The organism is Vibrio sp. 10N.286.55.E10 (genome assembly GCF_002872555.1).
GTDB classification, from domain to species: Bacteria; Pseudomonadota; Gammaproteobacteria; order Enterobacterales; family Vibrionaceae; genus Vibrio; species Vibrio crassostreae.
In genome coordinates this window covers 140,614-165,135 of the sequence record NZ_MCSD01000003.1, presented here as the reverse complement: position 1 = coordinate 165,135, position 24,522 = coordinate 140,614, and the positions used below count along the sequence as shown (strand labels likewise).

The 24,522-nt window shown below is 44.1% G+C and carries 27 protein-coding genes; 9 read left to right on the top strand and 18 right to left on the bottom strand.

The genetic code is table 11. The features are described 5' to 3' along the window. Positions 1-5: 5 nt before the first annotated feature. Positions 6-395, bottom strand: a complete 390-nt coding sequence (locus tag BCV39_RS02595; RefSeq protein WP_102432868.1) for a DUF4345 domain-containing protein — start codon at positions 393-395, stop codon at positions 6-8. Positions 396-534: 139 nt separating this feature from the next. Here BCV39_RS02595 and BCV39_RS02590 point away from each other — a divergent pair, with 139 nt between their 5' ends. After that, entirely contained in the window at positions 535-1,305 is a 771-nt protein-coding gene (locus BCV39_RS02590; RefSeq protein ID WP_102432869.1) for a DUF481 domain-containing protein, read from the top strand. 95 nt (positions 1,306-1,400) lie between these two features. Here the strand turns inward: BCV39_RS02590 and BCV39_RS02585 are convergent, their stop codons facing one another. The 6 genes from BCV39_RS02585 to BCV39_RS02560 form a co-directional block, all read right to left on the bottom strand. Further along, positions 1,401-1,820, bottom strand: a complete 420-nt coding sequence (locus BCV39_RS02585) for a globin (RefSeq protein WP_048658228.1) — start codon at positions 1,818-1,820, stop codon at positions 1,401-1,403. Between the two features lie 136 nt (positions 1,821-1,956). Next, on the bottom strand, positions 1,957-2,337 hold the full coding sequence (locus tag BCV39_RS02580) for a VOC family protein (RefSeq protein WP_102432870.1): 381 nt from the start codon (positions 2,335-2,337) through the stop codon (positions 1,957-1,959). Between the two features lie 148 nt (positions 2,338-2,485). Further along, complete coding sequence (gene soxR, locus BCV39_RS02575; RefSeq protein WP_055320106.1) at positions 2,486-2,926, bottom strand: redox-sensitive transcriptional activator SoxR; 441 nt, start codon at positions 2,924-2,926, stop codon at positions 2,486-2,488. A 205-nt stretch (positions 2,927-3,131) separates the two neighbouring features. Further along, the gene (locus BCV39_RS02570) at positions 3,132-3,653 is read right to left on the bottom strand and encodes an NAD(P)H-dependent oxidoreductase (protein ID WP_055320105.1); all 522 of its coding nucleotides are present in this window, start codon (positions 3,651-3,653) and stop codon (positions 3,132-3,134) included. Between the two features lie 241 nt (positions 3,654-3,894). Beyond that, entirely contained in the window at positions 3,895-5,457 is a 1,563-nt protein-coding gene (locus BCV39_RS02565) for a glutamate synthase-related protein (RefSeq protein WP_102432871.1), read from the bottom strand. Positions 5,458-5,683: 226 nt separating this feature from the next. After that, complete coding sequence (locus BCV39_RS02560) at positions 5,684-6,241, bottom strand: DUF1439 domain-containing protein (RefSeq protein ID WP_055320121.1); 558 nt, start codon at positions 6,239-6,241, stop codon at positions 5,684-5,686. A 286-nt stretch (positions 6,242-6,527) separates the two neighbouring features. Here BCV39_RS02560 and BCV39_RS02555 point away from each other — a divergent pair, with 286 nt between their 5' ends. Next, complete coding sequence (locus tag BCV39_RS02555) at positions 6,528-7,871, top strand: sigma-54 dependent transcriptional regulator (RefSeq protein ID WP_102432872.1); 1,344 nt, start codon at positions 6,528-6,530, stop codon at positions 7,869-7,871. Between the two features lie 90 nt (positions 7,872-7,961). On the opposite strand, the gene BCV39_RS02550 is transcribed toward BCV39_RS02555, so the two are convergent. Beyond that, entirely contained in the window at positions 7,962-9,752 is a 1,791-nt protein-coding gene (locus BCV39_RS02550) for a hypothetical protein (protein ID WP_048658216.1), read from the bottom strand. Between the two features lie 401 nt (positions 9,753-10,153). Here BCV39_RS02550 and BCV39_RS02545 point away from each other — a divergent pair, with 401 nt between their 5' ends. From BCV39_RS02545 to BCV39_RS02530, 4 genes are all read left to right on the top strand, one after another. Next, entirely contained in the window at positions 10,154-10,540 is a 387-nt protein-coding gene (locus BCV39_RS02545) for a DUF393 domain-containing protein (protein ID WP_102432873.1), read from the top strand. A gap of 222 nt (positions 10,541-10,762) precedes the next feature. Then, a complete protein-coding gene (locus BCV39_RS02540; protein ID WP_102432874.1) occupies positions 10,763-12,106 on the top strand; it encodes an AarF/ABC1/UbiB kinase family protein in 1,344 nt (447 codons plus the stop codon). A gap of 84 nt (positions 12,107-12,190) precedes the next feature. Further along, complete coding sequence (locus BCV39_RS02535) at positions 12,191-12,736, top strand: glutathione peroxidase (RefSeq protein WP_102432875.1); 546 nt, start codon at positions 12,191-12,193, stop codon at positions 12,734-12,736. Then, positions 12,733-13,200, top strand: a complete 468-nt coding sequence (locus tag BCV39_RS02530) for a DUF3429 domain-containing protein (protein WP_102432876.1) — start codon at positions 12,733-12,735, stop codon at positions 13,198-13,200. Before BCV39_RS02535 ends, BCV39_RS02530 begins: the two co-directional genes overlap by 4 nt. Positions 13,201-13,241: 41 nt before the next feature. Here the strand turns inward: BCV39_RS02530 and BCV39_RS02525 are convergent, their stop codons facing one another. From BCV39_RS02525 to BCV39_RS02505, 5 genes are all read right to left on the bottom strand, one after another. Then, positions 13,242-13,676, bottom strand: coding sequence for an N-acetyltransferase (locus BCV39_RS02525; protein WP_102432877.1), 435 nt, complete (start codon positions 13,674-13,676; stop codon positions 13,242-13,244). 48 nt (positions 13,677-13,724) lie between these two features. After that, positions 13,725-14,339: a LysE family translocator gene (locus tag BCV39_RS02520; protein WP_017089636.1), complete on the bottom strand. Its 615-nt coding sequence runs from the start codon at positions 14,337-14,339 to the stop codon at positions 13,725-13,727. A gap of 109 nt (positions 14,340-14,448) precedes the next feature. Then, positions 14,449-14,781 carry a hypothetical protein gene (locus tag BCV39_RS02515; RefSeq protein WP_198591314.1) on the bottom strand — a complete coding sequence of 111 codons (333 nt, stop codon included), beginning with the start codon at positions 14,779-14,781 and terminating at the stop codon, positions 14,449-14,451. Between the two features lie 134 nt (positions 14,782-14,915). After that, positions 14,916-16,352, bottom strand: coding sequence for an oligosaccharide flippase family protein (locus tag BCV39_RS02510; protein WP_048664187.1), 1,437 nt, complete (start codon positions 16,350-16,352; stop codon positions 14,916-14,918). Positions 16,353-16,368: 16 nt separating this feature from the next. Next, the gene (locus BCV39_RS02505) at positions 16,369-17,295 is read right to left on the bottom strand and encodes a glycosyltransferase (protein ID WP_102432879.1); all 927 of its coding nucleotides are present in this window, start codon (positions 17,293-17,295) and stop codon (positions 16,369-16,371) included. Between the two features lie 316 nt (positions 17,296-17,611). On the opposite strand from BCV39_RS02505, the gene BCV39_RS02500 reads away from it, so the two are divergent. Beyond that, positions 17,612-18,760, top strand: coding sequence for a glycosyltransferase family 4 protein (locus BCV39_RS02500; RefSeq protein ID WP_048658206.1), 1,149 nt, complete (start codon positions 17,612-17,614; stop codon positions 18,758-18,760). A gap of 174 nt (positions 18,761-18,934) precedes the next feature. Here BCV39_RS02500 and BCV39_RS02495 read toward each other — a convergent pair whose 3' ends face one another. The 5 genes from BCV39_RS02495 to BCV39_RS02475 form a co-directional block, all read right to left on the bottom strand. Beyond that, complete coding sequence (locus BCV39_RS02495) at positions 18,935-19,708, bottom strand: ribonuclease H family protein (protein WP_048658205.1); 774 nt, start codon at positions 19,706-19,708, stop codon at positions 18,935-18,937. Positions 19,709-19,789: 81 nt separating this feature from the next. Then, the gene (locus BCV39_RS02490) at positions 19,790-20,095 is read right to left on the bottom strand and encodes an NIPSNAP family protein (protein WP_048658204.1); all 306 of its coding nucleotides are present in this window, start codon (positions 20,093-20,095) and stop codon (positions 19,790-19,792) included. A gap of 50 nt (positions 20,096-20,145) precedes the next feature. Continuing rightward, positions 20,146-20,475 carry an AzlD domain-containing protein gene (locus BCV39_RS02485; RefSeq protein WP_102432880.1) on the bottom strand — a complete coding sequence of 110 codons (330 nt, stop codon included), beginning with the start codon at positions 20,473-20,475 and terminating at the stop codon, positions 20,146-20,148. A 2-nt stretch (positions 20,476-20,477) separates the two neighbouring features. After that, positions 20,478-21,206, bottom strand: a complete 729-nt coding sequence (locus BCV39_RS02480; protein ID WP_048658202.1) for an AzlC family ABC transporter permease — start codon at positions 21,204-21,206, stop codon at positions 20,478-20,480. Positions 21,207-21,309: 103 nt separating this feature from the next. Next, positions 21,310-22,143, bottom strand: a complete 834-nt coding sequence (locus tag BCV39_RS02475; RefSeq protein ID WP_055320095.1) for an AraC family transcriptional regulator — start codon at positions 22,141-22,143, stop codon at positions 21,310-21,312. A 247-nt stretch (positions 22,144-22,390) separates the two neighbouring features. Between BCV39_RS02475 and BCV39_RS02470 the strand changes: the two genes are divergently transcribed. Both BCV39_RS02470 and BCV39_RS02465 read left to right on the top strand, forming a co-directional pair. Next, entirely contained in the window at positions 22,391-22,729 is a 339-nt protein-coding gene (locus BCV39_RS02470) for a hypothetical protein (protein ID WP_102432881.1), read from the top strand. A gap of 330 nt (positions 22,730-23,059) precedes the next feature. Continuing rightward, positions 23,060-24,454, top strand: a complete 1,395-nt coding sequence (locus tag BCV39_RS02465) for a glutamate decarboxylase (RefSeq protein WP_017105444.1) — start codon at positions 23,060-23,062, stop codon at positions 24,452-24,454. Positions 24,455-24,522: the final 68 nt, after the last annotated feature.

Sequence of the window (24,522 nt, the reverse complement as noted above, 5' to 3'; positions counted from 1 at the left end):
TGTCCTTATGCTGTTTCAGATTGCTCGTTATGAATCATTTTTAAACCGACTAAGCCAAAGCCCAGTTCCAAGATCAGATAGACAAAAAGTAGCCAATGCGGCATGCCATCCACCACCAAACTGATGACTCGTCCGGCAGCTAAACCCAACATGAAAACCACCAAACTATAGAGCGCTGGCAGTCGATACTTTTTGAACAGTGCGCCAAACACCCAAAACAACGCCAGAGCCAAATAAAGCCCCATCACTGCACGAAAGATATGAGTCACATTGATGGGGCTCGCGTCGATCCCAAAAAGGTAATCAAGAGAGACAACTGGTGCATAACCATAAGACAGTGCAATCGGTGTTAAACCTAAAACCGCGACGAACAAGAAAATACTCTGTGGCTTCATCCCCTAACTCTCTTAACTTAGCTCTTTTCAAAAAACATAGTCTACAATCAGCGATATACAAGTTGCATATATGGTAAATGAATGGTCAAAACATACATTCATAACAGTGCGATTTCACATTGAGGATAAGGATATCAATATGACTAAATGGCGCTATCTAATCGCATCAGCACTGGCTGTTAGTTCAACTGTAAATGCGCAAGAAGCAAGTACACCGATGGATACAAAAAAGTGGCAACATAGCTTCGAAATCTACGCGCTCGCACTCAATATTCGTGGAGATAGCACCATTGGTAATTTGTCAGCAGATGTTGATGTTGATCCTTCATTCATCATGGATCATCTTGATATGACCGTAATGGTGCGTTTAGAGGGTGTCTATGACAATCAATGGGGCTATTACATTGACTACAGCTTCATGAAACTAAGCGGAAAAACAAACTCGGTATTAGGATCCAACGCAGAGTTATTAAGAGGCAACCTTGATATCCGACAAGGTGTTTTAGATGTGAAGGGTTTTAAGCGCTACCAATACGATTTTGGCACGATTGATTATCTGTTTGGGCTTCGTTGGTGGGATAACGACATTGATACCAAGCTTTACGGTTCAGGTGGTAGGTTAAGTGTCGACCGATCACTTGATGAAGAATGGGTTGACTACCAAGTAGGTGTGAGATGGATTACGCAGATCAATAAGGATTGGAAGTTTCACGCAACCATGGATGCAGGGCTTGGTAGCGACACCGACTTTACCTCTTCCCTATTAACTGGCGTACGATACCAGATAAACAGTTGGTCTGACTTAAATATTGCCTATAAATCGACCTGGGTTGATTACGAAAACAAAGGAACCTTTGAATACGATACCGCATCGCAAGGATTCCTGATTGGTTGGGCTGCTCATTTTTAATGATGAGTCAAAAAATTGAGAATTGAGGTAAGCCTGATTCATGGCTTACCTCTCAAACGAAATCTACCTTTCAAGAAAAGCTGCTGGTGACTTAACTATTGATTCACAGAACCTGGCACAACACACTCTTTCTTCATGATAGTTAAGCCTGCTTCGAGAGTTTCTGTCCAAGCTTGTTCGACGCTTTCATCATAGTGAGGGTCGTATTTTTTAACCGTATTGAGTAACGAATTGAACCACTCGTTGAGCTCAGTTTCGGAAATATCCAGCCCTAAGTCTTTATGCCTTTTACCCAATTTCTTTACTGAGTTACGCACGCTCGGCAGACCAGCAGAGTTGTAGATAAGAATGATCGAGGCTTTAAGCATCTTGGTTTGTTGCTCTAACCCTATCTTTTCGAAACGCTCTGAAAACCTTGGATTATGCTCGCAAAAATCCGCCAAAAACGTTTCGAGAAATTCTTGGTCGATCCGGCAGCGCTCAAAGCTTTCATAAAACAGTTCGTTCGATGTCATTTAGCTGAACCTTTGCAAAATTTTGAGTATTCAGAAAGCTAACAAGTTCAGAGCCGCGACTTCGCCAACTCCGAACCATCAACATGATCTAAGTATACGCCACTGTGGCATAAAATGAACGATGACATAAGGTAAACTATGGCATAAAGTGAGTTGCACAGATCTTGTTTCCATCAGGATCTCGCAAATAAGCCATGTACAAGCGACGCTCGTCAGAACCTCTCGCTCCGGGGCCGTTTTCAATACTGGTACCGCCATTTTCGACGCCAACCCGATGCCACTCATCTACAACTTCAGGAGAAGACGCCAGAAAACCCACCGTCATGCCGTTGCCGTGCGTTGCAGGCAGGCCATCAATCGGCTTCGTTAAGCCCAACACGCCCGTTTGGCTAACGTAAACACAGCGCCCTTTGGGATCAACTGAGCCTTCGTTATAACCAAGTACTTTCATGATGGGGTCATAAAAACACTTCGCGCGTTCAATATCTTCGGTACCGAGAAAAACATGGCTGAACATAACTAACCTCTTCTTTTATTGAAAGAACCACCTAAACTAGACCCTTAATTCCGCTTTGTCTAGACGAGATACCCCTACCCCTGCCACCACTGCTCTATCAAGTGATAACACATATAGAATTGAGTTCGATGTTCAGACGAAATGGAGGCTAATCAACAATACGCTGAGCACCCTGCCCTTGGTCATGAAGAATATCTTCTGGGTTTAATAAATGGCACTTTTGCATACTCAAACAACCACAGCCAATACAACCTGTTAGATTCTCTTGTAGCGAACGTATTTGTGCCATCTTGCTATCGAGTTGCCCTTGCCACTTCTTCGCTACTCGCTCCCAATCTCGCTTGGTTGCTGTGTGGTTCATCGGCAGCGTCGATAACTCTTCCGTGATCTCTTCAAGAGTAAAGCCTATCGACTGCGCAACTTGAATAAGAGCAATTCGACGCAACATCGCTGACTGATAACGGCGTTGGTTTCCATTCGTTCGAATAGAGGCAATTAACCCTTTAGTCTCATAGAAACGCAGTGCAGAAGGAGCAACACCACTGCGCTCCGAGAGTTGACCAATCGTTAAATACACGATGTTTTTCATGCTCTATCACTTTCCCTGTTCATGTTCATGTTCATGTTCATGTTATTTAGCTATTCAAGTCCACAGAGCAGTATAGCTAAAGTTAATCTTAAGTTTAAGTTGAGGTTCTTGAGTTAGCTTTGAGTTTTCATATAACAACAGCAGGGCTTAAAACGCAAAAACAGCCATCAAGGAAGGGGGTTTGAGTCTTATGACCAATATGCACCTAGATCTTTTTCATTATCATCTTAAGGTTATCGATCATCTCTACGTTAGTCATCTCTCCCGCTTCCATATCGAAGTTATCGTAGAAGCTTGGCACCGACATAGAGCCTTTCACATCAGCATCAAAGTAAGGTGCAGAATTTACCGCTGACGACAACACAGAACTTGCACCACCAGGGCCTGGTGATGTGGAGAGCATAACAACAGGTTTGCCTTGATAAACTTTCATGTCGATGCGTGATGTCCAATCAAACACATTCTTAAAGGCTGCGGTGTATGAACCGTTGTATTCAGCAAAAGAGATGACCACAGCATCAGCTTCACCAATCTTGCTAAAAAAGCGCTGCGCATGTTGATGAACGCCGGACTCTTTTTCTCTGTCTTCACTGTAAATTGGCATCTCGAAATCATTGAGGTCGAGCACCTCGACTTGCGCGCCTTCGACTAAACCTGCTGTGTAAGCTGCAAGTTGTTGGTTAATTGATGTTGTACTGTTAGTCGCGCCAATCGCTAATACTTTCATTGTTGGTTCCTAATTCATTTGTATCACCTTTCCACATTCATGGTTTCAGAGGCGATTGTCTGTGTATTTAGATTGGGAATGATAATAAAACCTCAAGTTAACTTGAGGTAAAGCGATATTTTTAAAAATAGGAAATATTTTAAAAACGCTTATAAAGCAATGCATTACAAAAGGATAACTTTGGGGTTGAGGAAATAAGCACACCCAAAAGAGCAGTAGGTGTGCCTTATCGAAGTGCTGTTTACTTAAGTTGGTTTAGTGGACTGACACCAGAATAGACAACTCCCGATAGCTCTGCCATTTCGCGATTCCATGTTGCTAAATCGTGAGGGTTAAATTGATTCAAGTGATCATGCCCACACGCTCTCGCCATCACTTGCATTAATTCTGTCGACGCCTCGAAGAAGTTTTTAAGCTGATTCGATGCCTTCACCACATTTAAACGCTGGCGTAAATCGGCCTTCTGAGTCGCAATACCCGCTGGGCAATTATTGGTGTTGCACATTCTCGCCGCCACACAACCTATCGACTGCATGGCACTGTTCGAGATGGCGACACCATCAGCACCAAGCGCCATTGCTTTCACAAAGTCCATCGGTACGCGCAAACCGCCCGTGATGATCAATGTGACTCTGTCACTGACACCTTGCTTGTCTAGATAGGCTCTGGCACGAGCAAGCGCTGGAATAGTTGGCACACTGATATGGTCTCGGAACATTTCTGGCGCCGCCCCTGTACCGCCGCCACGCCCATCCAAGATGATGTAATCGGCACTGGCATCTAATGCGAACTGAATGTCTTCCTCGATATGGTTAGCACTTAGCTTAAAGCCTATTGGGATACCGCCTGTCACCTCTCTAACTCGGTCGGCGAACTTTTTGAAATCCTCGACTGTTTTAAGGTCGACAAAGGTGGGTGGAGAAATCGCTGCCGTACCCGCTTCAATGCCACGTACTTCTGCGATCTTACCTATGTTCTTCGCGCCCGGTAAGTGCCCGCCCGTTCCGGTTTTCGCCCCCTGCCCGCCTTTAAAGTGGAAGGCTTGAACGTTTTTGAGCTTAGCTTCATCGTAACCAAACTGAGCACTGGCTAACTCATAAAAGTAGTGAGAGTTCGCCGCTTGCTCTTCGGGTAACATGCCGCCTTCTCCAGAGCAGATGCCTGTTCCCGCGAGCTCCGCACCTTTCGCCAAGGAGACTTTTGCTTCTTCAGATAGCGAGCCAAAACTCATATCAGACACAAACAAAGAGATGTCCAATTTAAGTGGCTTCTTCGCTTTAGGCCCAACAATCAGTTCAGTACCAACCGGCACATTTTCTAGCAAAGGCTTGGTGGCCATTTGCGCGACCATCACTTGAATATCATCCCAGTGAGGTAATAGATATCTTGGGACGCCCATTGAGGTCATTGGCCCATGGTGACCTACTTTGGATAAGCCATCTCGTGCCAATTGATGAATGAACTCAACCGTGGGCTCTTCTTTAGTTGCAGAAGGTGCAGGTGAGAGATCGGGCGTTGCCGCTTGGATATGCACATCAGGGCCTTCTTGACCCACTTGCTCAGCCGTAAACTGTTTATGGGCACCATCACAAAAAGGAAGGTTGCTAGAATACTTACAGCGACACAGGTAGGCATCTCCGCTCTCTTCGGCAACAAAGCTTTTCGGTTTGAACCCCGAACCGGCATGGGAACCGTCACAAAACGGTTGGTTTTTCGATTTCCCACAGGTACAGAAGTAATACTCCTCCCCTTCGGTTAGCTCGACCTTAATGGGTTTGTTATCCGCTATCACTGGATTCTTCATAGTTCGTTCACCTTTTCTTTCTTATGATTTGATGACTGAAGCGATGACTTGCTCACAAGAGTAAAGTAAAGATGAGATACGCAGCGAATTCAATAAATGGGCCTGAGAAAACAAGCTTAATATACAGCCAAAAAACAGAAGCATTGCCTGTTCAACACAAACAAAAATGGCCACCAAACTGGCAGCCATTGTGTTTTAAATCTTAGTCTAAGCTAAACGTGAAAGGTTAATCGAATAACTCGATGACCAGCTTGTTGTCTTTAATCACAAGATTAGGTTCCGAAGACTTAATCAATGACTCTTGAACCTTATTGCTGTCGAGTTTGTAAACTGGCGACTGAGATAAGGCAAAACCAATCATAGAAACGGCAGGCTTAAGTAGTTTGGCGATCTCAGGAGAAAGCTGTTTGTCTTTTTCTTCAAAGCGCTCTAAACGCAGTGATTTCAAATAAATCTCGCCACTCTCTTTGTCATATTCAGGAATCGCACTGAACTCGATATCAAGATCCAACCTCATGTTCGGCACATTAAACACCTGAACTTGTGCATTAGTATTCGCCAGAACAGACACGCGCTCGGCATCAGCTCGGCCAATTTGTACCGCTAAGTCATCAACCGCGACTTGTGCATACATAACGTTTTGCACACCGACTTCTTGCTCTAACATCACCGAATCTTGCAGGTAGTTCGTCATTTCTTGTTCAGTAACGCTATAGCTAACACAACCGCCTAGCACCAGCGCAGAAGCTGCCAAAATGAACTTTTTTGCTACGTTAATTATCATCAATATCAGCTCTTTATCGTTAGTGATTAGCGCGGAGTTTACTGTGTCATCATCAATAAACAAAACAGTAAAAACACGATATTCGTGAATACCTTTATTAATAAGCATAAATATCAATAAGTAAAGCACCAGATTAGCTTTCCCGCTTTAGATAATGACACTTGTCAGCCAAACGCCATCAGATTTGTGTACTCGAATTAATTGAGTTTTGCTCCTAAGCTTATGGGATATTTAGGGGGCTTACTGTAGGTTTCATCATGGAGTCGAAACATGAAGAGTGAGCACAATGCCATCAAAAAGAGTATCACCTGAGCCTAAAACTCGTTCTGTGATTCTGCTATGTAACACCACATGCCTGCACCATAATCAGTGGGTAGATGAATTGCGCCTCCATAACTGGGAAGCTCAAATTGCAGAAACGACCGAACAAGCCATTCACTTACTCAACACCCGCAGCGACAGCTACTCATCAATTTTGATGTCTTGTCTAACATCATCCTCGATCAACAAGCAATGTGAACAAATATCAACGCTCAAGGTTCACTTTCCAAGTTTGAAAGCAATCGCTATCTGCAACCAACCACCAAGCCGCAACTTATCGCTCATTAAGCAAACCTATTGGGATTATTACCATCTACCTATTGATACAGAATGGCTTTGTCGAAATTTAGGGCATGCATATGGCATGGTAGACACCCAGCAACACAAACCTAAGCCTGATTCGTGCCATCAATATCAATTGGTGGGGCAATCCAGCACCATCCAACAACTTAAAAAGAAGATAACTAAGATCGCTAACAACGATTTTCCAGTACTGATTCAAGGGGAAACAGGAACAGGAAAAAGCCTATGTGCGCGTTTAATACATGAGGCCTCAGCCCGTAGCCAGAAACCTTTCATCGCCGTAAATTGTGGCGCAATTCCACAATCCCTGATCCACTCAGAGTTATTTGGTTTTGAAAAAGGCTCATTCACGGGAGCAAACAAACGCTACGTCGGACACGTGGAAAGAGCGAATGGTGGCACACTATTTTTGGATGAGATCGGCGATCTTGAGCTGTCACTACAAACTTACCTGCTCCACTTTCTCGAAAATAGCTCGATAGAGCGACTCGGCAGTAATAACCAATTACCCGTAGATTGCCGTGTAATTTTCGCCACCAACGTCAATATCGAACAAGCCGTTGCTGCGGGTAAATTTCGTAAGGATCTCTTTCATCGGATCAATGTACTTCCATTGGACCTAGTACCACTCAATGATCACAAGGAAGACATTGAAGATTTGGTTCGATTTGAACTGAAGCACAATTACGCATCCAAAACCAAACTGCCTAGTGACACACTTGAGCAAATGAAACAGTACCATTGGCCAGGCAATGTCAGAGAGTTATTCAACTGTATAAAAAGGGCGATTGTTCTTTCGAATTCAAACGCGCTCTCTACTCGTCATATGGGGATTCAATTGAAAGATGCGTCGCCCGACACTGAGAGTGACACTCGACTTTCCTCAAAAAATGTTCGTCGTGTGATTCAGCAACACCATTACAATATTTCCCAATCAGCTAAAGCGTTGTCTATTTCTCGGACAACCTTATATAAGCTAATTAAAAAACATCAAATAGTAATTTAAGTCGCCTAGTTAATTAATTACCTAACAAATAAAGCAGCCTAACGAACTAGGCTGCTTTAGAAATTAAGTGAGTACAACTAATGAAAGTACTTATGGCTCAGGTACAGTAAATGGACAAACATCACAGGTTGCAATGTTCGATGTTTCCATAAATGCTTCTTGCAAGAACAACGAGTCAAACGTTGCTGTTACTTGATTAGATAGCATTCCGTCTACTCCAGTCGGTAACACATTTGGCGCATAGGTTTTGCTTACTTGTGTACAAACTTGACCAATCGCATCACCAAAGTTCGGTATCCACTCACCCTCACCCGTTTTACAAGCAAACAGTTCTGGGTCGGCACTTAATGCACTACACATATTACCAGCACCACATGTGGTCACATCCTCAAGATCATCACAAGGTAAAGCGAAGTCGAGGTAATAACTGCTGTTGACGACTTCGGTAGGTAAGTCAGAACGGCTCAAAGAATCATCCTTAGAATCCACCAGCGATTCAATGGCCAATGGAATATCACCGGTATTACATATTTCAACATCATAGGTTTTCTTAAGCACAACTTGACCGCTATCAACTTCTAAGAAGCTATTACATACCTTAGAAATCTCAACCATTGGACTCAAATCTATTGGCGGACAATTGTAAGCCACGGGAGCTTGAGCATTCACGATAAGCCCGTCAAGATCCACTGAACCATCGATCACGCCGACGGCACCATTATTTACAGACAGGTAATTACCCATGAATGAGAATGACTCACCGACGCTCCACACTTCATCACCGTTACCCACCACTGGAAGCGCACCTAAGATTGGTGACTCCGATAAAAAGGCCACTTCGTAATCACCATTAGTGCCTAACGAACCAGGGCCAGTATTAGTAACCGTCACGGTGTAGTCGATGTTGAACATGCCATCAACCGTAAAACTGGTTGTGTTACAAGTCGCCGCTATGCTGATACTACATAAACTAAATGAACCGACAACGAAGTCAGCCAAAGACGCATCAATCGAGCGGGAAGCTCGTGACTCCACTAAGAAGCTACTAAAACAAGGGATATCCTCAATACCAAACTCATCATTCAATAGTGCAGATAAGTTCAGGCGTCCTTCAACAAAGCTCTCCGTCGGAATAGACGTAGTTTCACCCGTTTTAGCTAGATAATCCCAACCTTGTACATTGGGTAGAGCAATTGCCCCGATAGAATCATCATTTGAAATCGCACATATCTTCTCGACACCGACAGCACCACTGCCACATCTTGCACCAACGAAATCATTCGATTTGGGGTCTCCAGCCGTCTGGAACAGTCTGGTCATGTTGTCAGTCACATCACCATTATTCAAATCCCATTGCAGCACTTCAATATAAGGTTTACCACCACTGGCTTGCGGAAAAGAAATCAAGACCAATATGTCTCCATTGACGTGCTCGCCAACGAAATCACCTTTTGTCGCTCCTGCCGGTAACCCTACCTGATCTTGTAAGAACCAAAAACCAATGTACATATCACCATTGTTCGCATATCGGTCGGCACCAAAGTAAATCAGCAAGTCACCTTCGCTTTCAAAAGCTGCGGCATACGCATTAGTAAAGTCATCTTTTGGTTGTGGTGACGCCGTACGGAATGCCCAATCTGTAATGTCGGAATCATCTTTTGATCCACCTTTCCAAAAGATTTGGTCGATACCATTACGGTCTTTTTCGAAAAATTCTGCAATCCCAACCATGCTGTTGGGGTCATTTACATCGTCCCAATCAATACCACTATTATCACTGGTCGCGTTACCATCGAGTTCCATCACATCAACAGTAGCCCACGCCAACTGAGGACTACTAAACAACAGAAGCACACTAAGTAAATAATTTATAACCTTCATGTTCTCTCTCCATTTGTTCATACTTATGCTTTTAAGGTTTTCTTCCATGCCCAAACTGGAGAAAATCCTTTAGCAATTCGTAGGTTCGATAGAGCATATTCCAAGCCAACTTCAACTAATTGATTTGGTTGATGTTTATATATTGAAGGCACACCTTTCTTGGACGTTTTGTTATCATTTGTCCATAAACCAGAGATTTGACCAAATAATCAAGGACTTGAAAGGGTGAACAAAGTGTCTAAGTCAGACATCTTTAGAACTTTGATTCGAGAAGAGTGATCTTTAAAAGGTACAATAGCGTAGCCATTTTAAGATTATCGAATAACAAGCGATTGAATTGAAGGGTGCCGACTTAACGGGCAACTGAAGGTTCTTCTAGCTAAGTCACAGGCGAATAAACAATGACACAACTGACGATATTTTATGATGGGACTTGTCCATTGTGCGCAAAAGAGATGGCGGCACTTGCCAAGCATGATATCGAGAATAAGATTCAAACCATTGACATCTACAGCGAATCCTTTTCAGACTACCCTCAGATTGATGCGGACGCAGCCAACACCATTTTGCATGCACTGGATGAGAACGGCAAAGTGCTGTTAGGTTTAGACGTGACCTACCAAGCGTGGCGCTTAGTAGGAAAAGGTTGGCTATATGCTCCATTGCGTTGGGCGATATTTAAGCCAATCGCAGATTGGTGTTATTTACGATTTGCCAAGAACCGATATAAAGTCTCTTTCTGGCTAACTGGAAAATCACGCTGCAACGGAAACAGCTGCATTAAATAGGATTGAGTTAAGACATGCCGCTGGCGACTTTGTAGTAAACGATGCCAAACAGAGCTGCGAACACCAATACCGTAACGGCCACTTTCAACCAAATAAATCTCATGCTTTGTCCTTTTAATTCTGTTTACTGTTTCGCGAGACAAGTTACCACAACAAAACATTCGGTTGTGTAATGATTGACAGAACTTTGTAGTGAGTCTTGATAACTAAGTGAGAACATTTATGTCGGCAAAAGAGAGAAACCTTCCCACTCATCGAATTTCTAGATTCAGTAAGTTTGCCTCGCTGGCAACAAGGGTCGCGGGTAATGTGCTAACGGAAGGTACCAAGCAAATAGCACAAGGCAACAGGCCCAAAGCAAAAGACTTACTGCTAACGCCACAAAACATTGCTCGTCTAACCGATCAACTCGCACACCTACGCGGTGCAGCAATGAAACTGGGGCAGATGCTATCAATGGATGCAGGCGATGTCTTAGAACCTGAATTAGCCGACATTCTTTCTCGCCTGCGCTCAGACGCAGATCCTCTTCCAACAAAGCAGCTCAATCAAGTCTTAGAGAGCTCGCTTGGGCACCAGTGGAAAACCGAATTCCTTTCCTTTAACTTTAAACCTATTGCCAGCGCATCTATAGGTCAGGTTCACCAAGCCTATAGCGATGCCGGGGACAAACTCGCCGTCAAAGTCCAATACCCAGGCATTAGAAAAAGCATCGACAGTGATGTGGACAACGTCGGCACACTGCTCAACATTGTTGGCTTGATACCAAAGTCGGTCGACTACAAAGGCTTGTTAGAAGAGGCAAAAAAACAGCTCCATGATGAAGCGGACTACGCTCGCGAGGCTGATTATGCAACTCGTTATCACAATGCATTAAAAGAACACTCTCACTTCGTCGTACCTAAGATCCATCCGCAAGTCTCTTCAGAATCCGTGCTCGCCATGGACTTCATCGAAGGCGTCTCTATAGAACAGATAGAAAGTTACGACCAAGGCACCCGTGACTTTGTGATGCACAGCTTGCTTGAGCTTCTATTCAGAGAGTTGTTCGATTTTAAGATGGTGCAAACCGATCCCAATTTCGCCAACTACCTTTACGTTGAAAACACCCGACAAATTGGCTTGTTAGATTTCGGAGCAACACGTGAATACAGTGACCGCTTCAGCGAAGGTTATCGCTTAGCCTTTTCGTCAGTGATTAATAACAATGAGCAAGGGCTCAACCAAGCGTTAGAGCAAATTGGATTCTTCAGCGAGACGATTCTTCCCGATCAACGTCAAGCTATTTTAAGCCTCGTAAAGATGGCCTGTGAGCCGATGTTGGTTGACGAAAACTACGACTTCAGAGCCAGTGGTTTGGCACAAAGGCTTCGTGAAGCAGGCACCATATTGAGCATGGAACAAGAGTATTGGCACACACCACCAGCCGATGCGCTGTTCCTGCACCGAAAAATTGGTGGCATGTATCTGTTAGCGGCTCGCCTTGGTGCGAAAGTGAATATCAGTCGTTTGGTCACTCCATATCTTATCTCAGAGAGCAAAAGCACAACTAAAAGCGCGAGTTAATGAGACAGTAAATAATACGCAAAGTGATCATTTCAACGTGCTCAAGAGTAATAACCATTACGCCAACTAAAATGAGCCAAACATATGAAATGTTCACTACTTTGCTCAACCGTACTGATTACCAGCCTAACAAGCTCTGTCGCTTTTGCAGCTAGCTGCCCAGAGATACTTAACGGCAAACAAAGGCTGTTAAACTCAAACGACGAAATTGAACTGTGTGAAGAGTTTCAAGGTAAGACTTTATTGATCGTGAATACGGCAAGTCAGTGCGGTTTTACTCCTCAGTTCGAACAACTAGAGCAGCTCCATCAAACCTATAAAGACCAAGGCTTCACGGTTGTTGGTTTCCCAAGTAATGATTTTCGCCAAGACAGAGGTAGTGAGGAGCAATCCGCTAAAATCTGCTACTTAGATTATGGCGTCACCTTTCCGATGATGGCGCGTGCATCAATCTCTGGGCCAGAAGCAAATCCAGTCTTTGCCGAAATCCAACAACAAGCAGGCGTCAAACCTAAATGGAATTTCTATAAGTTCTTGATCAGCAAAGAAGGCAAAGTGGTCGCAACCTTCCCGAGTTCTACATCGCCAACCAGTACTACCCTTAAAACCGCTATCGAGCAGCAGTTATGAAGTCAGATTACATGGGGACAACTCAAACACGTAACACCATGGCCAAACTCGGTTATATGGGTTTAATCCCCTTTTTATTCGGCCTGCTGTTATCGCTCACCGACAGCCAACTTTTAAGCTTGAGCGGGGAAACACTCTTCATCACTTACAGCGTGGTCATCTTGAGCTTTTTGTCGGGCATCTTATGGGGAAATGGCATCGAAAATTTCGAAAGCCAATCAAGCAACAAAGCGCTGATTCTAAGCAACATGGTTGTGTTAATCGCATGGTTGGCAGTGTTGCTTGGAGAGCAAAAAGAGTTTCTCACTACCTTAATTCTCATCATTGGCTACATTGCGGTTTGGCGAGCGGAAAGGTCAATGAGAGAAGAGAATCAGAGCCAAGGCCCAGATGGCTACTTTGATATGAGAACTCGGCTCACCTCTAGCGTGGTATTGATGCACGGTATCGTGATGCTAACTTAAGCATGCGATGCCTATATCTAAACAGATACATGAAGCGGGAACTAGATGATGAGCTGCATGACCAGACGAGGCTCATCGTCGCCGAAATAATTACTCTCTTCTTTGATGGTCACAAAACCCATCGACAAATACAGCTCACAAGCCGAACTGTTACTTGGATCAACGGTAAGTAGAAGCTTGGAATCTTGTGGCAAGGTTTCTATCGCCAGTTGCATCAATGAACGGCCAATCCCCATACCTCGGTAAGCAGTATCAACAGCCAGTGACAACACCCAATACTCTTGTTGTTTATCAGTTGGTGTCATTAACACATAGCCCGCTACCTGCGAATCCTGTTTCGCCACCAACAAGCCCTTCCCCCAGCAATCAAATGCCTGACGAAAGAAAAACAACGGATAGGCGTGATCGCCAAACAAAGCATGTTCAAGCTGGTAGATATCAGCCAGTTCCTGTTTTTCCGCACAGACAATATTCATAGATAGACCTTAAAAGATTAACGATAAACTAGACAAGCAAAATGAGAACTACTGTCGACTCACCAACAGATTAGCACCGGATAGAGCAAGGAAAACCGAACATGCTTTATTGAAGCGCTTGGCCATTTGAGGTTTTGAAAACCAATTTCGTAGATATAAACCAAAGGCTGCATAGATGGAAATCGCGAGCATTTCTAATACAAGGAACGTGCTGCCTAAAACAAAGAATTGAGTATTTACGTTCGCTGAAACATCGACAAATTGAGGAAGGAATGCAGTAAAAATCAGTATCGCTTTTGGATTGCCAGCAGCGAGAGCGAACTCTTGTTTAACAAGACCAAACCAGTTCTTATTTCGTTCAATATCCGCGACCGGACTGGCTTGTGAGCGCCAAAGATTGAACGCGATCCACAACAGATACATCGCGCCAAATAGCTTGATAAGGAAAAACAGAGTTTCAGAGGTATAAAGCACAACCGCTAAGCCAGATGCAGCCAAAGCAATCATGCCAGAAAAAGCGAGGATTCTTCCTAAGCCAGCGACAAAGGCGGCCTGAAATCCGTAACAACGGGCGTTGTTCATTGATAACAAATTGTTTGGGCCCGGTGTCATGTTGAGCGCAAAGCAAGCCGGGATAAACAGCAGCAACTTCCATATTTCCATTGGTATTTCCTAGTCTCAATATGCCAAGGTTATCGTATCATTAAATGAGATATGACCTTTTATAGCAGCTATTAAAACCAGTACCAATCCTACTGTCGTATCCTTTCAACTAATTCTCAAAAAATTTCTCGTACTCTGGTGTCGCTAAGTTTTCTGCAATCCCCATTTCACCCACTATATAAATGGCACTCGCAAGAGTTTCTATGGTTTTGTTAAGCTCTCTATCGGGCACTTCTCCAACAACAGGAACGGGCTGACGTACAGATGTTGAATTGCAGACTACGCTTTCACAAACGATGTTGTGTTGTTCCTGTTGAGAAACTTCTGGCGGCTTGAAATCCTGTGAATTGAAGTCGGGAGCAGTAATACCCTCACTTGAAAAATCAGAGGCGCTGTATGAGGCAGCTGAAAACAGAGACAAGAGCAGCATCCACTTATTCATAAATCTTTCCATGGTTAGTATTCACTGAATTTATAAATACTATCTAATTCGAGTCGTTATGAACAGTGTTTTATTGTTGAAGATGATTATGTAGCTAAGTGCCGATTACCCGCTGTACTTGGGATGACATGAATTCAACTCACATGCGAATGCTTACCTAACATAAACTTATCGAGTAGCGGCTGTGGTACAGGGATAATGGAGTATCGAATGAAGACAACTAACGTCACTATCGCCACAAAACTGCCTAAAACAAAATCATGCACATCAACCAGCACCCAACCAAGAACCCTATCACTGACAATCGCAAATAGACCGATACTCACCGCGACTATCCATTTACGGTGATCATAAGGTAAATATTCCATCTTTTGGCTCACGATATAGAGCAGTGACAGCCTCACGATATAAGTACCACAAAGCACCACCACCACACCCCACACTCCATAAATCGGTGCCACAACAAAGTAGCCAATCGCAGCCAAGATCGCACAGCCACCTTGAATCCACATTTGTGATTGACTTGAATCGCCACTAAAGCAGCCTAAATTGAGGTAATCGCCTGCGCTTTTGATAACACCAATCACAAGCAAGGCCACGACGAGAGTACCAGCATAGTGATAGCTGCTAGGCAAAATTAATGAGATGAAACCAGGAACGGTTAGAATCATCAGGATCCCTAACACGATGGCAAGGTTAACGCCGACTAAGGCTCTATCTGCACAAATTTTACTACCGCCAAGCTGCTGAAGCATAGCTACTCGGTTCGGAAACCACCAAAGTGCATAAGGCTGCAACAGTAAGCCTAGAATCAACGCAAACTTACCGCTGACCGCATAAATCGCAAGCTCTTCAACGCCGACGAAACTCGCCATCACCCAACGGTCTAGCCCTGTAATCATGTAAATCGAAGCACCACCGACTAACGTGGGCAATCCAAACTTTAGGATCTTAGCGGAGTACTTGAGGCTGCCAATTGAGCCCATCTCCTGCCATTGATAACGCAGTAAACACAGCATCAGCAACACACTCGAAACAGCGGAAGATATTAGTACACCATCGATGCCATAACCCGCTTCAAGCAGCACAAACGTCATTGCAGCTTGCACACTCGCCTTCAAGACATTGAGCATGCAAAAACGTTTTGCCATCGCATTCATTCGCATCAGTGTTAACGGGATAGAAATCGCACCATCGAGCATGGTCGGTATCAACAGAAGTAGGATTTGATAGGGTTGGAACTCGACGGGCAGCATCAATAACAGTAGCGGCATGCTAAGTGCAATTAAGCTCCCCCCTAACACACACACTAAGACACTCAATGTGAAACAGTTAGAAACCAATTTCCTCTTTTCTTCCCCCTCAGCGACGCCAACATATCGATACATAGCCTCAACAATCCCAAAGCTAAATAGGATCGTCCCGATATCAGCCAACAAGACAATGGCTTCTAAAGAACCGTATTCAACCAACGTCATCTTATGGGTGATATAGGGGACCATCACGAGTGATATCCCTTTCATCATCACAATGCCAATGGCGTAATAGGCGGACTGTTTTAGTGACCCCATAGCAGACACCTATTCCTTACAATGCAGGCATTAGGAAACTCTTAAAGTCCCCAAGTAGATGTCGGAACGTTCGTTTTTGCGGAGCCAAAACCAACGAACGAATACTGTATGAGATGGCCAGTCGGTTTATTTGTAAGCCTCGATAATAGTCAGCGTAGCCTTCCAGTATTCTCGCCTTTGCTATTTTGAAACTTGAAGAGGGTAGATTCCATCGTTGACTATAATCTTGGTAATGTTGAAGAATGGTCTCTATCGACTGCAAATTTCTCAATTTAAGATTTTCAGTTTGGGTAACGGAACTCGCTCTCATCAAGTAACCAACCTGCACGGAGTTCAACGCACCAATCTGATGGTTTTCACTCATTCGAAGCCACAGCTCCCAATCTTCCCCATACTTAATATCAGCATTGAAACTGCCTGTTTGAGAAAACACATCCGCTCTCACCATGACCGTCGATGTCCCAATCACATTGTTTTCAATAATGAACTCTAGCGGGTTCTCGATATTGATGAACAACTCGTCTTGATCTTGAAACTGCGACCAATAACTAAAGCAATCGACTATCACTTGGTAGTCTTCCGTAAGGTGCTCGTAATTGGTAAAACTCATCGCAAGATCAGGATATCGTTGATGAAATTCAAACTGGCGTTCGACTTTTTCGGGAAACCAAAAGTCGTCAGCATCTAAAAACGCAATAAATTCACCCGTCGCCTTTTCGATACCAAGGTTTCTTGCTTGAGGAGCCCCGACACCCAAGGTTGATAACTTGACGATACGATCATCATGGATTGACGCCAGGTAAGTCGACGTACCATCATTACTATTATCATCGATAATGATTAATTCTATGTCTTGATGAGTCTGCTTAAGCACGCTACCAATTGCCTTAGGCAGGTAATCCAGACAATTGTAAGTAGGAATGATAACGCTTACTTTAGCCATAATGACGCCCTCAGATTTATACGTTATATGGCTATCGTTGCATGTTCTATGCCGAGAGCACCTTGCGATAAAATCACTTCTAGATCAGTCCCCTACGTACCCATTCCCAAAATGACGACAAAACACAACCGGTCAAAAAACCTACAACCTCAATTTGATTTTCAATTTGAGAAAACGGACTACTTCTGGGTGGGTAACCTTCAGGAAACCATTGAAATGCCCGCCAAAGCTACGATTTGATCTTGGTTCGTATCTTGCTTTATTGGTTATTACCTTGGCTTGATAGCTTTAATCAGATGGATTTGAGGAGCAAAGAATGAAGAAAGTAGCATTTGTGGCGCCAACCTACCCTGTACTCAGTGAGACCTTCATTCAAACAGAAGTCGACTCTGTGAAAGCCTGTGGGCACGATGTTTGTGTAATGACGTTCAAAATTGAAAACAGCGAAAAACAGTTCGACTACGACATTGTCGAGATAGGTAAAGATGTTCGGATGAGTAAAGTCACCCACATTAATTGGATAGGGTTAATCAAGGCTGTCTCATTTATTTCTAAGCAAACCAGCATGCCCAAGAAGTCACTGTTCGCTTATGGCTTTAAATTAGCGCTGCAACTCGCGGAAAACGACGTCGAACACGTTCATGCACATTTCTGTCAGCACACTGCAGCTCACGCCATCGTCGCGGCAAAACTGCTGAATATTACCTGTTCGTTCGTTGCTCACGGCCATGATGTTTACGAGTTTGCTTATGATATTGAACACAAGATTTCATCGAGTGATTTTGTGGTTGCAGTATGTAAAGACATGCTAGCTGACTTCAACACCATGGCGAAAGGAAACATTAAGCTCCTGCACTGCGGAGTTAATACCAAACAATTCCAACTCAACCCAAAAACCGAAACCAAGCAACTTCGCTTTGTTTTTCTTGGCCGATTAGTGGAGCAGAAAGGCATCCACCATCTTATTGATGCACTAGCGCCGATTGCCGAACCTCTCGACATTCATCTCGATATCATCGGTACTGGCGATTTAGAGCAACAATTAAAATTGCAGGTCAAAGAGCAAGGGCTCACTCGAAACGTGACCTTTCTTGGTGCCAAATCTCACGAATGGGTGAAAGAGAAACTGTCGAACTATGAGAGCCTAATCGCGCCCTTCTGCTTTTCCGAAACAGGATGTGTGGATACCGGGCCACTGGTTTTAAAAGAAGCGATGGCCGTTGGTACGCCTGTCATCACAACCAACATCATGGGATGCAAAGAGATCGTCTCACCTGAAACAGGTTTTGTGGTTAGCGAAAAGAACGTTGAGGAATTAAGAGAAGCGATTGAGCGTTTTGCGCAGTTGAGCAGTAATGATAAAGCGTCAATGGGATTGGAGGCACGTCAGAGAGTGAAAGACAGTTTTAATTCGATAAAACAAGCTCAGCAATTATCTCGCTGGATAGAGAACCCAGCTCAATAAGGATTAACTCAGGCAGCTAAGCATCACAAGAACAAAGCACCATAAGAAAACTGAGCACCACAAGATCAAAAGAGCGCTACATCAATTTGAAATGTAACGCTCAACTTAGCACTGCCCAATGATGGCGACTTATGCTTTCAGTGACTTTCATTAGCTTTTCATTAAGAAGCCTAGCTAGCCAGCTCGCAATGCCAAAATAGACTCAATATCTTCGATGTCACGATATTGAGCGAGTTGTTGCTCTTTCGATGAAATCGCCACAATAGACATTCTATCGGCCAATTCGTTGCCTTCAATCCCAACGTGTCCGTTCACATGGTAGATGGTGATTTTTGAAGCAAGTTCTTGGTAGAGAGCATACGCAGGCTTAATAATATCGAGGTTTTTGATCTCGCCTCCCGACTTGGTCCAGCCCTTTTTCTCCCAACCTGTTGCCCACTTAGTAATGCAGTCTATCGAGTATTTCGAGTCACAATAAATCGCCACAGAGAGGCCTGCGTTTAACTTATCTTTCGCAAGCAAAAACGCCTGTTTAAGGCCATGTAACTCAGCGGTATTATTGGTACCAACAGGTTGATACAAGCCATACCATAATTCGGTTAATTGGTTGTTTTGATAGACCGCTAAACCCGTCCCCGCTTCACCAGGGTTTGGCTCACAAGCACCATCAGTAAAGATCTTGATATCAAAAGGCATATCAGTGATTTGCTGCTCTGAAAGAGGCGGAACCTTTGCTTTCGTCGCCTTCCCCGCAGAGCTTGGCTTTGTCGCTGTAGAGCCTGACACAGACGACGTTTTACCACCGAAAGCAGACTCAGCCTCGCCTAATGTTGGAAACGATTTATATCTCGCACCAGCGAAGCCATCGACTTGCGATTTACACTCGTTCCAAGTAGTAAAAATACCCGGTGTGCGACCTTTCCAAACCACATAATATTTCTTAGCCAAACTAACTCCTTACCAAAACCTAAACACACAAACAGTGAATCAGTACATTAGATGCCACCACGCTATACGTTGCAAGGTCTATCACTCTAAAACAGGTCTAAAAAAGCTTCGTTCATAACTCACGATACAATCAACTTCGTCCGCAAATTCAAACGCTTTAATACACTCAGCATCGCTCAGCGATTTAATCCGATATTCTTCATAGGCAACCAAACTTTCAAAGGTAAACAGCGCCAAGGCAATATTGTTCGCCCCTTCCGACGGTAAGAAATAACCATTGTGTTGGCCCCCGAATTTAGCGACCAGAGGAATCCACATTTTTGCGTATGTCTCGAACTCATTTACCTTTTTAGGATCAATCACATATCGAACATAACAAGTAATCATATTTATACGGCCCTTAAATTATGGGAGAAACATAAAGTTGAAGTTGAAGCTCACGAGAAAAGGTAATCAACCGCGACAAGGTTATAAAACAAAAACACCCCCATACTGACGCCAATCGTAAGTAACACATTGCCTGTTTTCCAAATCAGCAAGCCAGTCACCACCGCGCCTATCAAGTAAGGGTTTTCAAGGCTTGGCCAAAATGTTTGTTCAGGAGCAAATACAATTGGCCCCCAAATCGCAGTCAGCACCGCTGGGCTTGAATAGCGCAATAGGCGCCTTGCGGTTTGATTGAGTCGAAGCGGGATTGCAGGTTCAAGAAACAGATACCGACTAAAGAAAACAATCGCAGTCATGAAGAATATCGTTAACCAAATCATCTCTATTTCCCCTCCACGATTGTCTTGTCACCGTTGGTTCGCTCTTGGAATGATTCGCTGAAAAAGCCGGCTAACATACCAGCGATCGCTGCAATCATTAGCCCACCATCAATATTGTTAACCGACATGGCAACCGAAGTGACCAGTGAAACCACCACACACACGACAACAGGCAATGTTCTGATTAGTGGAAAAACCAACGCGATAAACGTCGCGGCTACCGCGAAGTCGAGACCGATTTCATTGAGTGACGGGATTTGGCTTCCCGCGACAATGCCAACAAAGCTCGCGATATTCCAAACAAGGTAAAAACCTCCACCTACACCCGCGGCATACCAACGATTAAACTCTTGCTGAGACTGCCCACTACAAATCGCGAACAGCTCGTCGGTGAGCCAAAATCCGAGTAATAGACGCCAACGCGCAGGAAGATGACTGATTTTGTCTCGCATCGATACGCTATACAGAAAGTGCCTTGAAGTGATGAACAGTGTGGTCAACAACATGGTCCCTAAACCAATACCCGCTTTGAACATACCCGCTGCGACAAGTTGCGCTGAGCCAGCAAATAAAATAGCCGACATCGCTTGAGCTTGAAGCTGATTCAACCCAGCATCTATCGCATATGAGCCCGCTAGAATTCCCCAAGGGATAACCGCAATGCTCAAGGGCATTCCCGCTAAAACGCCCTTCCATAACTGTGTTCGTCTATCCATTGTTTCATTATCCATATAATTCTTTTCTCTCCCACATTAGCTATTCAATGTAAGAAGAGTTGAGTCGGTTCGATTGTACAAACTTGCTCGATTTCACAAACGAATTAAGGTGTCCGATTTAGAGCATTTTGATGTATTGCCCCGGCGTGTAGCCATTGGCCTTTTTGAAGTGTCGATGAAAATGGCTTTGGTCGTGAAAACCACACTCTTGCGCGGTATCTGAAATGGTATGCCCTTGTTTCAATAACTTACGGGAAAGCCTTAATCGAGATTGGATCTGATACGCATGCGGCGGAAGGCCAAACTCTTTCTGAAAAGAGCGTACCAAATGAAACGGGCTTAAAGCCGCCAGTTTAGAGAGTTCTTCTAGAGACACATCGGCTTGTGGAAAGTCATCTAAGAACTCTTTCACTAAGACAAGTTGCCGCTGAGTTTTCCCATCGAGTTGAGGGTTAAGCGGCGATTTTCCATGTCGGCTAATCAGCTTAACCAACATCCCATACATCAAGGTCTCTCTTAACAGGCGATTGTCGGATTCATCAATCGTGTTGAAGACCAACCTCAATTGATTGGCGAGCTCTGGGTCTTCAACAACGGCTCTTGGGAAATAAGGCGCGCCGTAATTGGGTAGGTTAAGCTCTTGAGTGATCTTAGCAAGTTGCTCTGGGAGTGGATACATGGCTCGATACGCCCAACCGCCTTCAGTGGCAGAGTGACCGCTATGAACTTCGTCGGCATTGACCAAAATAATCGCATCTTGTGGCGCAATATGATGTCCGCCCGTTCGATAGAAACGCTGAGCGCCCTGCTCGATGACTCCCAGCGTGTAGCCCTCGTGGCTATGGCGTGAGAAGTTCTGCTTTTCATATTCAGCATTAAGAATTTCAAGGCCGCCGAGCTCTTCCGTTATCTTATATTCGGCCTTTTCTTTAGAGCGTTTCTTGTTCTCCATAACAATTCCCAAGCCTGTTGATTATCGAGCGACTTATCAGTCTACTCTATAGTCTCTTTCAGCTTTTGTACAAAATTGCGCATTTGGCGATTAATGCGCTTTTTGACCGAGGAATTAAACAACTCAATAACGCGCTCTAATTGCGAGCAAAGTCATGCTGTTTAGGTACTTGGCGAAGAATTGACAAATCAGTGACTTAATCATGCTCATAATCCCCACCAACTATTGGCAACTGTTCAGAGATATTATGAAGAAAGCCTTAGCATTGATCTTTTTCTTAAGCCTTACAGGCTGCACGCACAATCAATCCAAAGCACTAAGCATGAACTCCTCGTCGGTTAATACATACCCACAATCAATGTCGAACCTACAACTATGCGACACCTTATATTACGGGCGCTCGAGCAACCAAACATTGGCAGCCATTGGCAGTGAGTTTAATCGAAGAGGATTGTCGAAGAGTTGGTGTGATACTGAAACCAATAAGCTCTATCTAACAAAGACAATTGATTGGGTTGCGGATCAAGTAGAAGACAAAGAAGATTCAGAGGAAGAAGCGTCTGCCGTTGTGTTGCCTGCGAATTAAGAGGATTAAAAATTTAACATCGTAGAATGACCAAATTATAATCAGCCACCAAAATTATATATCCAAAACTTACAACACTAAAAAATAAGCATTAACACTCATATAAAGTTCATCATGACAACTCCGTTTTTTCACCACACAGTGTACTTTTGAAATATTTGTTTTACCGTGCACAAAACAAGATAAAACAATGTGAAATAAGCAACCAGACTCTTATTTAAGCTGAATTTTTATAAAATCCTGCTATGTTTATTTAGCTGCCAACATTGCTATTTACTGATGTTTCAATGGCAATAAGTAAAATAAATTCAATAAGATAAAGGATTCACCATGCCTCTTCATAAAAAATCGACTGTTCGTGGTTCACTCTTAGATGATGTTTATTCTTCCAAAGATCTTTCCGTTGTTATGCCCAAGTATCGAATCCCAGAGCAAGAGCATGCACCCGCTCATGCTTACCAAGTCGTGCATGATGAACTAATGCTAGATGGCAATTCGCGGCAGAACCTTGCGACCTTCTGTCAAACATGGGTCGAAGACGAAGTCCATAAATTGATGGATGAATGCATCGACAAAAACATGATCGATAAAGATGAATACCCACAAACGGCAGAAATCGAATCTCGATGTGTACATATGCTCGCCGATCTTTGGCATGCACCTAACGCTGAAAATCCAATGGGATGTTCAACAACTGGCTCAAGTGAAGCCGCAATGCTTGGTGGTATGGCGCTAAAATGGGCTTGGCGTGAGAAAATGAAGAAGCAAGGTAAGCCAACTGACCGTCCTAACCTTATTTGTGGTCCAGTTCAGGTTTGTTGGCATAAATTTGCCCGTTACTGGGACATTGAACTTCGCGAAATCCCAATGCAAGGTGATCGTCTGATCATGACCCCAGAGGAAGTAATCAAACGTTGTGACGAGAACACGATTGGCGTCGTCCCGACACTAGGCGTGACCTTTACTTGCCAATACGAGCCAGTACAAGCGGTACACGAAGCGTTAGATAAACTACAAGAAGAGACCGGATTAGATATTCCGATTCACGTTGATGGTGCAAGTGGTGCCTTTCTCGCCCCATTCTGCGACCCAGATTTAGTGTGGGATTTCCGTTTGCCAAGGGTCAAATCCATTAATGCTTCTGGGCATAAATTTGGTCTTTCTCCACTTGGTGTTGGCTGGGTTGTTTGGCGAGATGCGGATGCTCTGCATGAAGACTTGATTTTCAACGTCAACTACCTCGGTGGCAACATGCCGACCTTTGCGCTCAATTTCTCCCGCCCTGGGGGGCAAATCGTTGCGCAATACTATAACTTTTTACGTCTTGGTAAAGAGGGCTACCGTAAGATCCATGATGCTTGTTATGACACGGCTCGTTACCTTGCCAAAGAAGTCGAAAAGATGGGTATATTTCACATCATCTACGATGGCCATGGTGGTATCCCGGCCTTGAGTTGGTCAATTAAAGATGGCGCAACCCCAGGCTTTAACCTCTACGATCTTTCGGATCGCATCCGATCTCGTGGTTGGCAAATTGCCGCTTATGCGATGCCCGCCGAGCGTGAAGATCTGGTAATCATGCGTATTTTAGTTCGTCATGGTTTTAGTCGTGATATGGCTGACCTTTTGATTTCCGACTTACAACACTGCGTTGATTTCTTTGACAAACACCCGGTCGTCAATGGTAGCGACGCTGACGAGTCGAGTAACTTTAATCACAGCTAATTGTCCCATCTTACTTAAAGCAAGGAGCCTTGATGGTTCCTTGCCCTTATATCAACAAGTTAGCAGGT

Coding starts and splice junctions, on each gene's coding strand:
- BCV39_RS02595 (WP_102432868.1), bottom strand. CDS start 395: ATGAAGCCACAGAGTATTTTCTTGTTCGTCGCGGTTTTAGGTTTAACA.
- BCV39_RS02590 (WP_102432869.1), top strand. CDS start 535: ATGACTAAATGGCGCTATCTAATCGCATCAGCACTGGCTGTTAGTTCA.
- BCV39_RS02585 (WP_048658228.1), bottom strand. CDS start 1,820: ATGACATCGAACGAACTGTTTTATGAAAGCTTTGAGCGCTGCCGGATC.
- BCV39_RS02580 (WP_102432870.1), bottom strand. CDS start 2,337: ATGTTCAGCCATGTTTTTCTCGGTACCGAAGATATTGAACGCGCGAAG.
- soxR (WP_055320106.1), bottom strand. CDS start 2,926: ATGAAAAACATCGTGTATTTAACGATTGGTCAACTCTCGGAGCGCAGT.
- BCV39_RS02570 (WP_055320105.1), bottom strand. CDS start 3,653: ATGAAAGTATTAGCGATTGGCGCGACTAACAGTACAACATCAATTAAC.
- BCV39_RS02565 (WP_102432871.1), bottom strand. CDS start 5,457: ATGAAGAATCCAGTGATAGCGGATAACAAACCCATTAAGGTCGAGCTA.
- BCV39_RS02560 (WP_055320121.1), bottom strand. CDS start 6,241: ATGATAATTAACGTAGCAAAAAAGTTCATTTTGGCAGCTTCTGCGCTG.
- BCV39_RS02555 (WP_102432872.1), top strand. CDS start 6,528: ATGCCATCAAAAAGAGTATCACCTGAGCCTAAAACTCGTTCTGTGATT.
- BCV39_RS02550 (WP_048658216.1), bottom strand. CDS start 9,752: ATGAAGGTTATAAATTATTTACTTAGTGTGCTTCTGTTGTTTAGTAGT.
- BCV39_RS02545 (WP_102432873.1), top strand. CDS start 10,154: ATGACACAACTGACGATATTTTATGATGGGACTTGTCCATTGTGCGCA.
- BCV39_RS02540 (WP_102432874.1), top strand. CDS start 10,763: ATGTCGGCAAAAGAGAGAAACCTTCCCACTCATCGAATTTCTAGATTC.
- BCV39_RS02535 (WP_102432875.1), top strand. CDS start 12,191: ATGAAATGTTCACTACTTTGCTCAACCGTACTGATTACCAGCCTAACA.
- BCV39_RS02530 (WP_102432876.1), top strand. CDS start 12,733: ATGAAGTCAGATTACATGGGGACAACTCAAACACGTAACACCATGGCC.
- BCV39_RS02525 (WP_102432877.1), bottom strand. CDS start 13,676: ATGAATATTGTCTGTGCGGAAAAACAGGAACTGGCTGATATCTACCAG.
- BCV39_RS02520 (WP_017089636.1), bottom strand. CDS start 14,339: ATGGAAATATGGAAGTTGCTGCTGTTTATCCCGGCTTGCTTTGCGCTC.
- BCV39_RS02515 (WP_198591314.1), bottom strand. CDS start 14,781: ATGAATAAGTGGATGCTGCTCTTGTCTCTGTTTTCAGCTGCCTCATAC.
- BCV39_RS02510 (WP_048664187.1), bottom strand. CDS start 16,352: ATGGGGTCACTAAAACAGTCCGCCTATTACGCCATTGGCATTGTGATG.
- BCV39_RS02505 (WP_102432879.1), bottom strand. CDS start 17,295: ATGGCTAAAGTAAGCGTTATCATTCCTACTTACAATTGTCTGGATTAC.
- BCV39_RS02500 (WP_048658206.1), top strand. CDS start 17,612: ATGAAGAAAGTAGCATTTGTGGCGCCAACCTACCCTGTACTCAGTGAG.
- BCV39_RS02490 (WP_048658204.1), bottom strand. CDS start 20,095: ATGATTACTTGTTATGTTCGATATGTGATTGATCCTAAAAAGGTAAAT.
- BCV39_RS02485 (WP_102432880.1), bottom strand. CDS start 20,475: ATGATTTGGTTAACGATATTCTTCATGACTGCGATTGTTTTCTTTAGT.
- BCV39_RS02480 (WP_048658202.1), bottom strand. CDS start 21,206: ATGGATAATGAAACAATGGATAGACGAACACAGTTATGGAAGGGCGTT.
- BCV39_RS02475 (WP_055320095.1), bottom strand. CDS start 22,143: ATGGAGAACAAGAAACGCTCTAAAGAAAAGGCCGAATATAAGATAACG.
- BCV39_RS02470 (WP_102432881.1), top strand. CDS start 22,391: ATGAAGAAAGCCTTAGCATTGATCTTTTTCTTAAGCCTTACAGGCTGC.
- BCV39_RS02465 (WP_017105444.1), top strand. CDS start 23,060: ATGCCTCTTCATAAAAAATCGACTGTTCGTGGTTCACTCTTAGATGAT.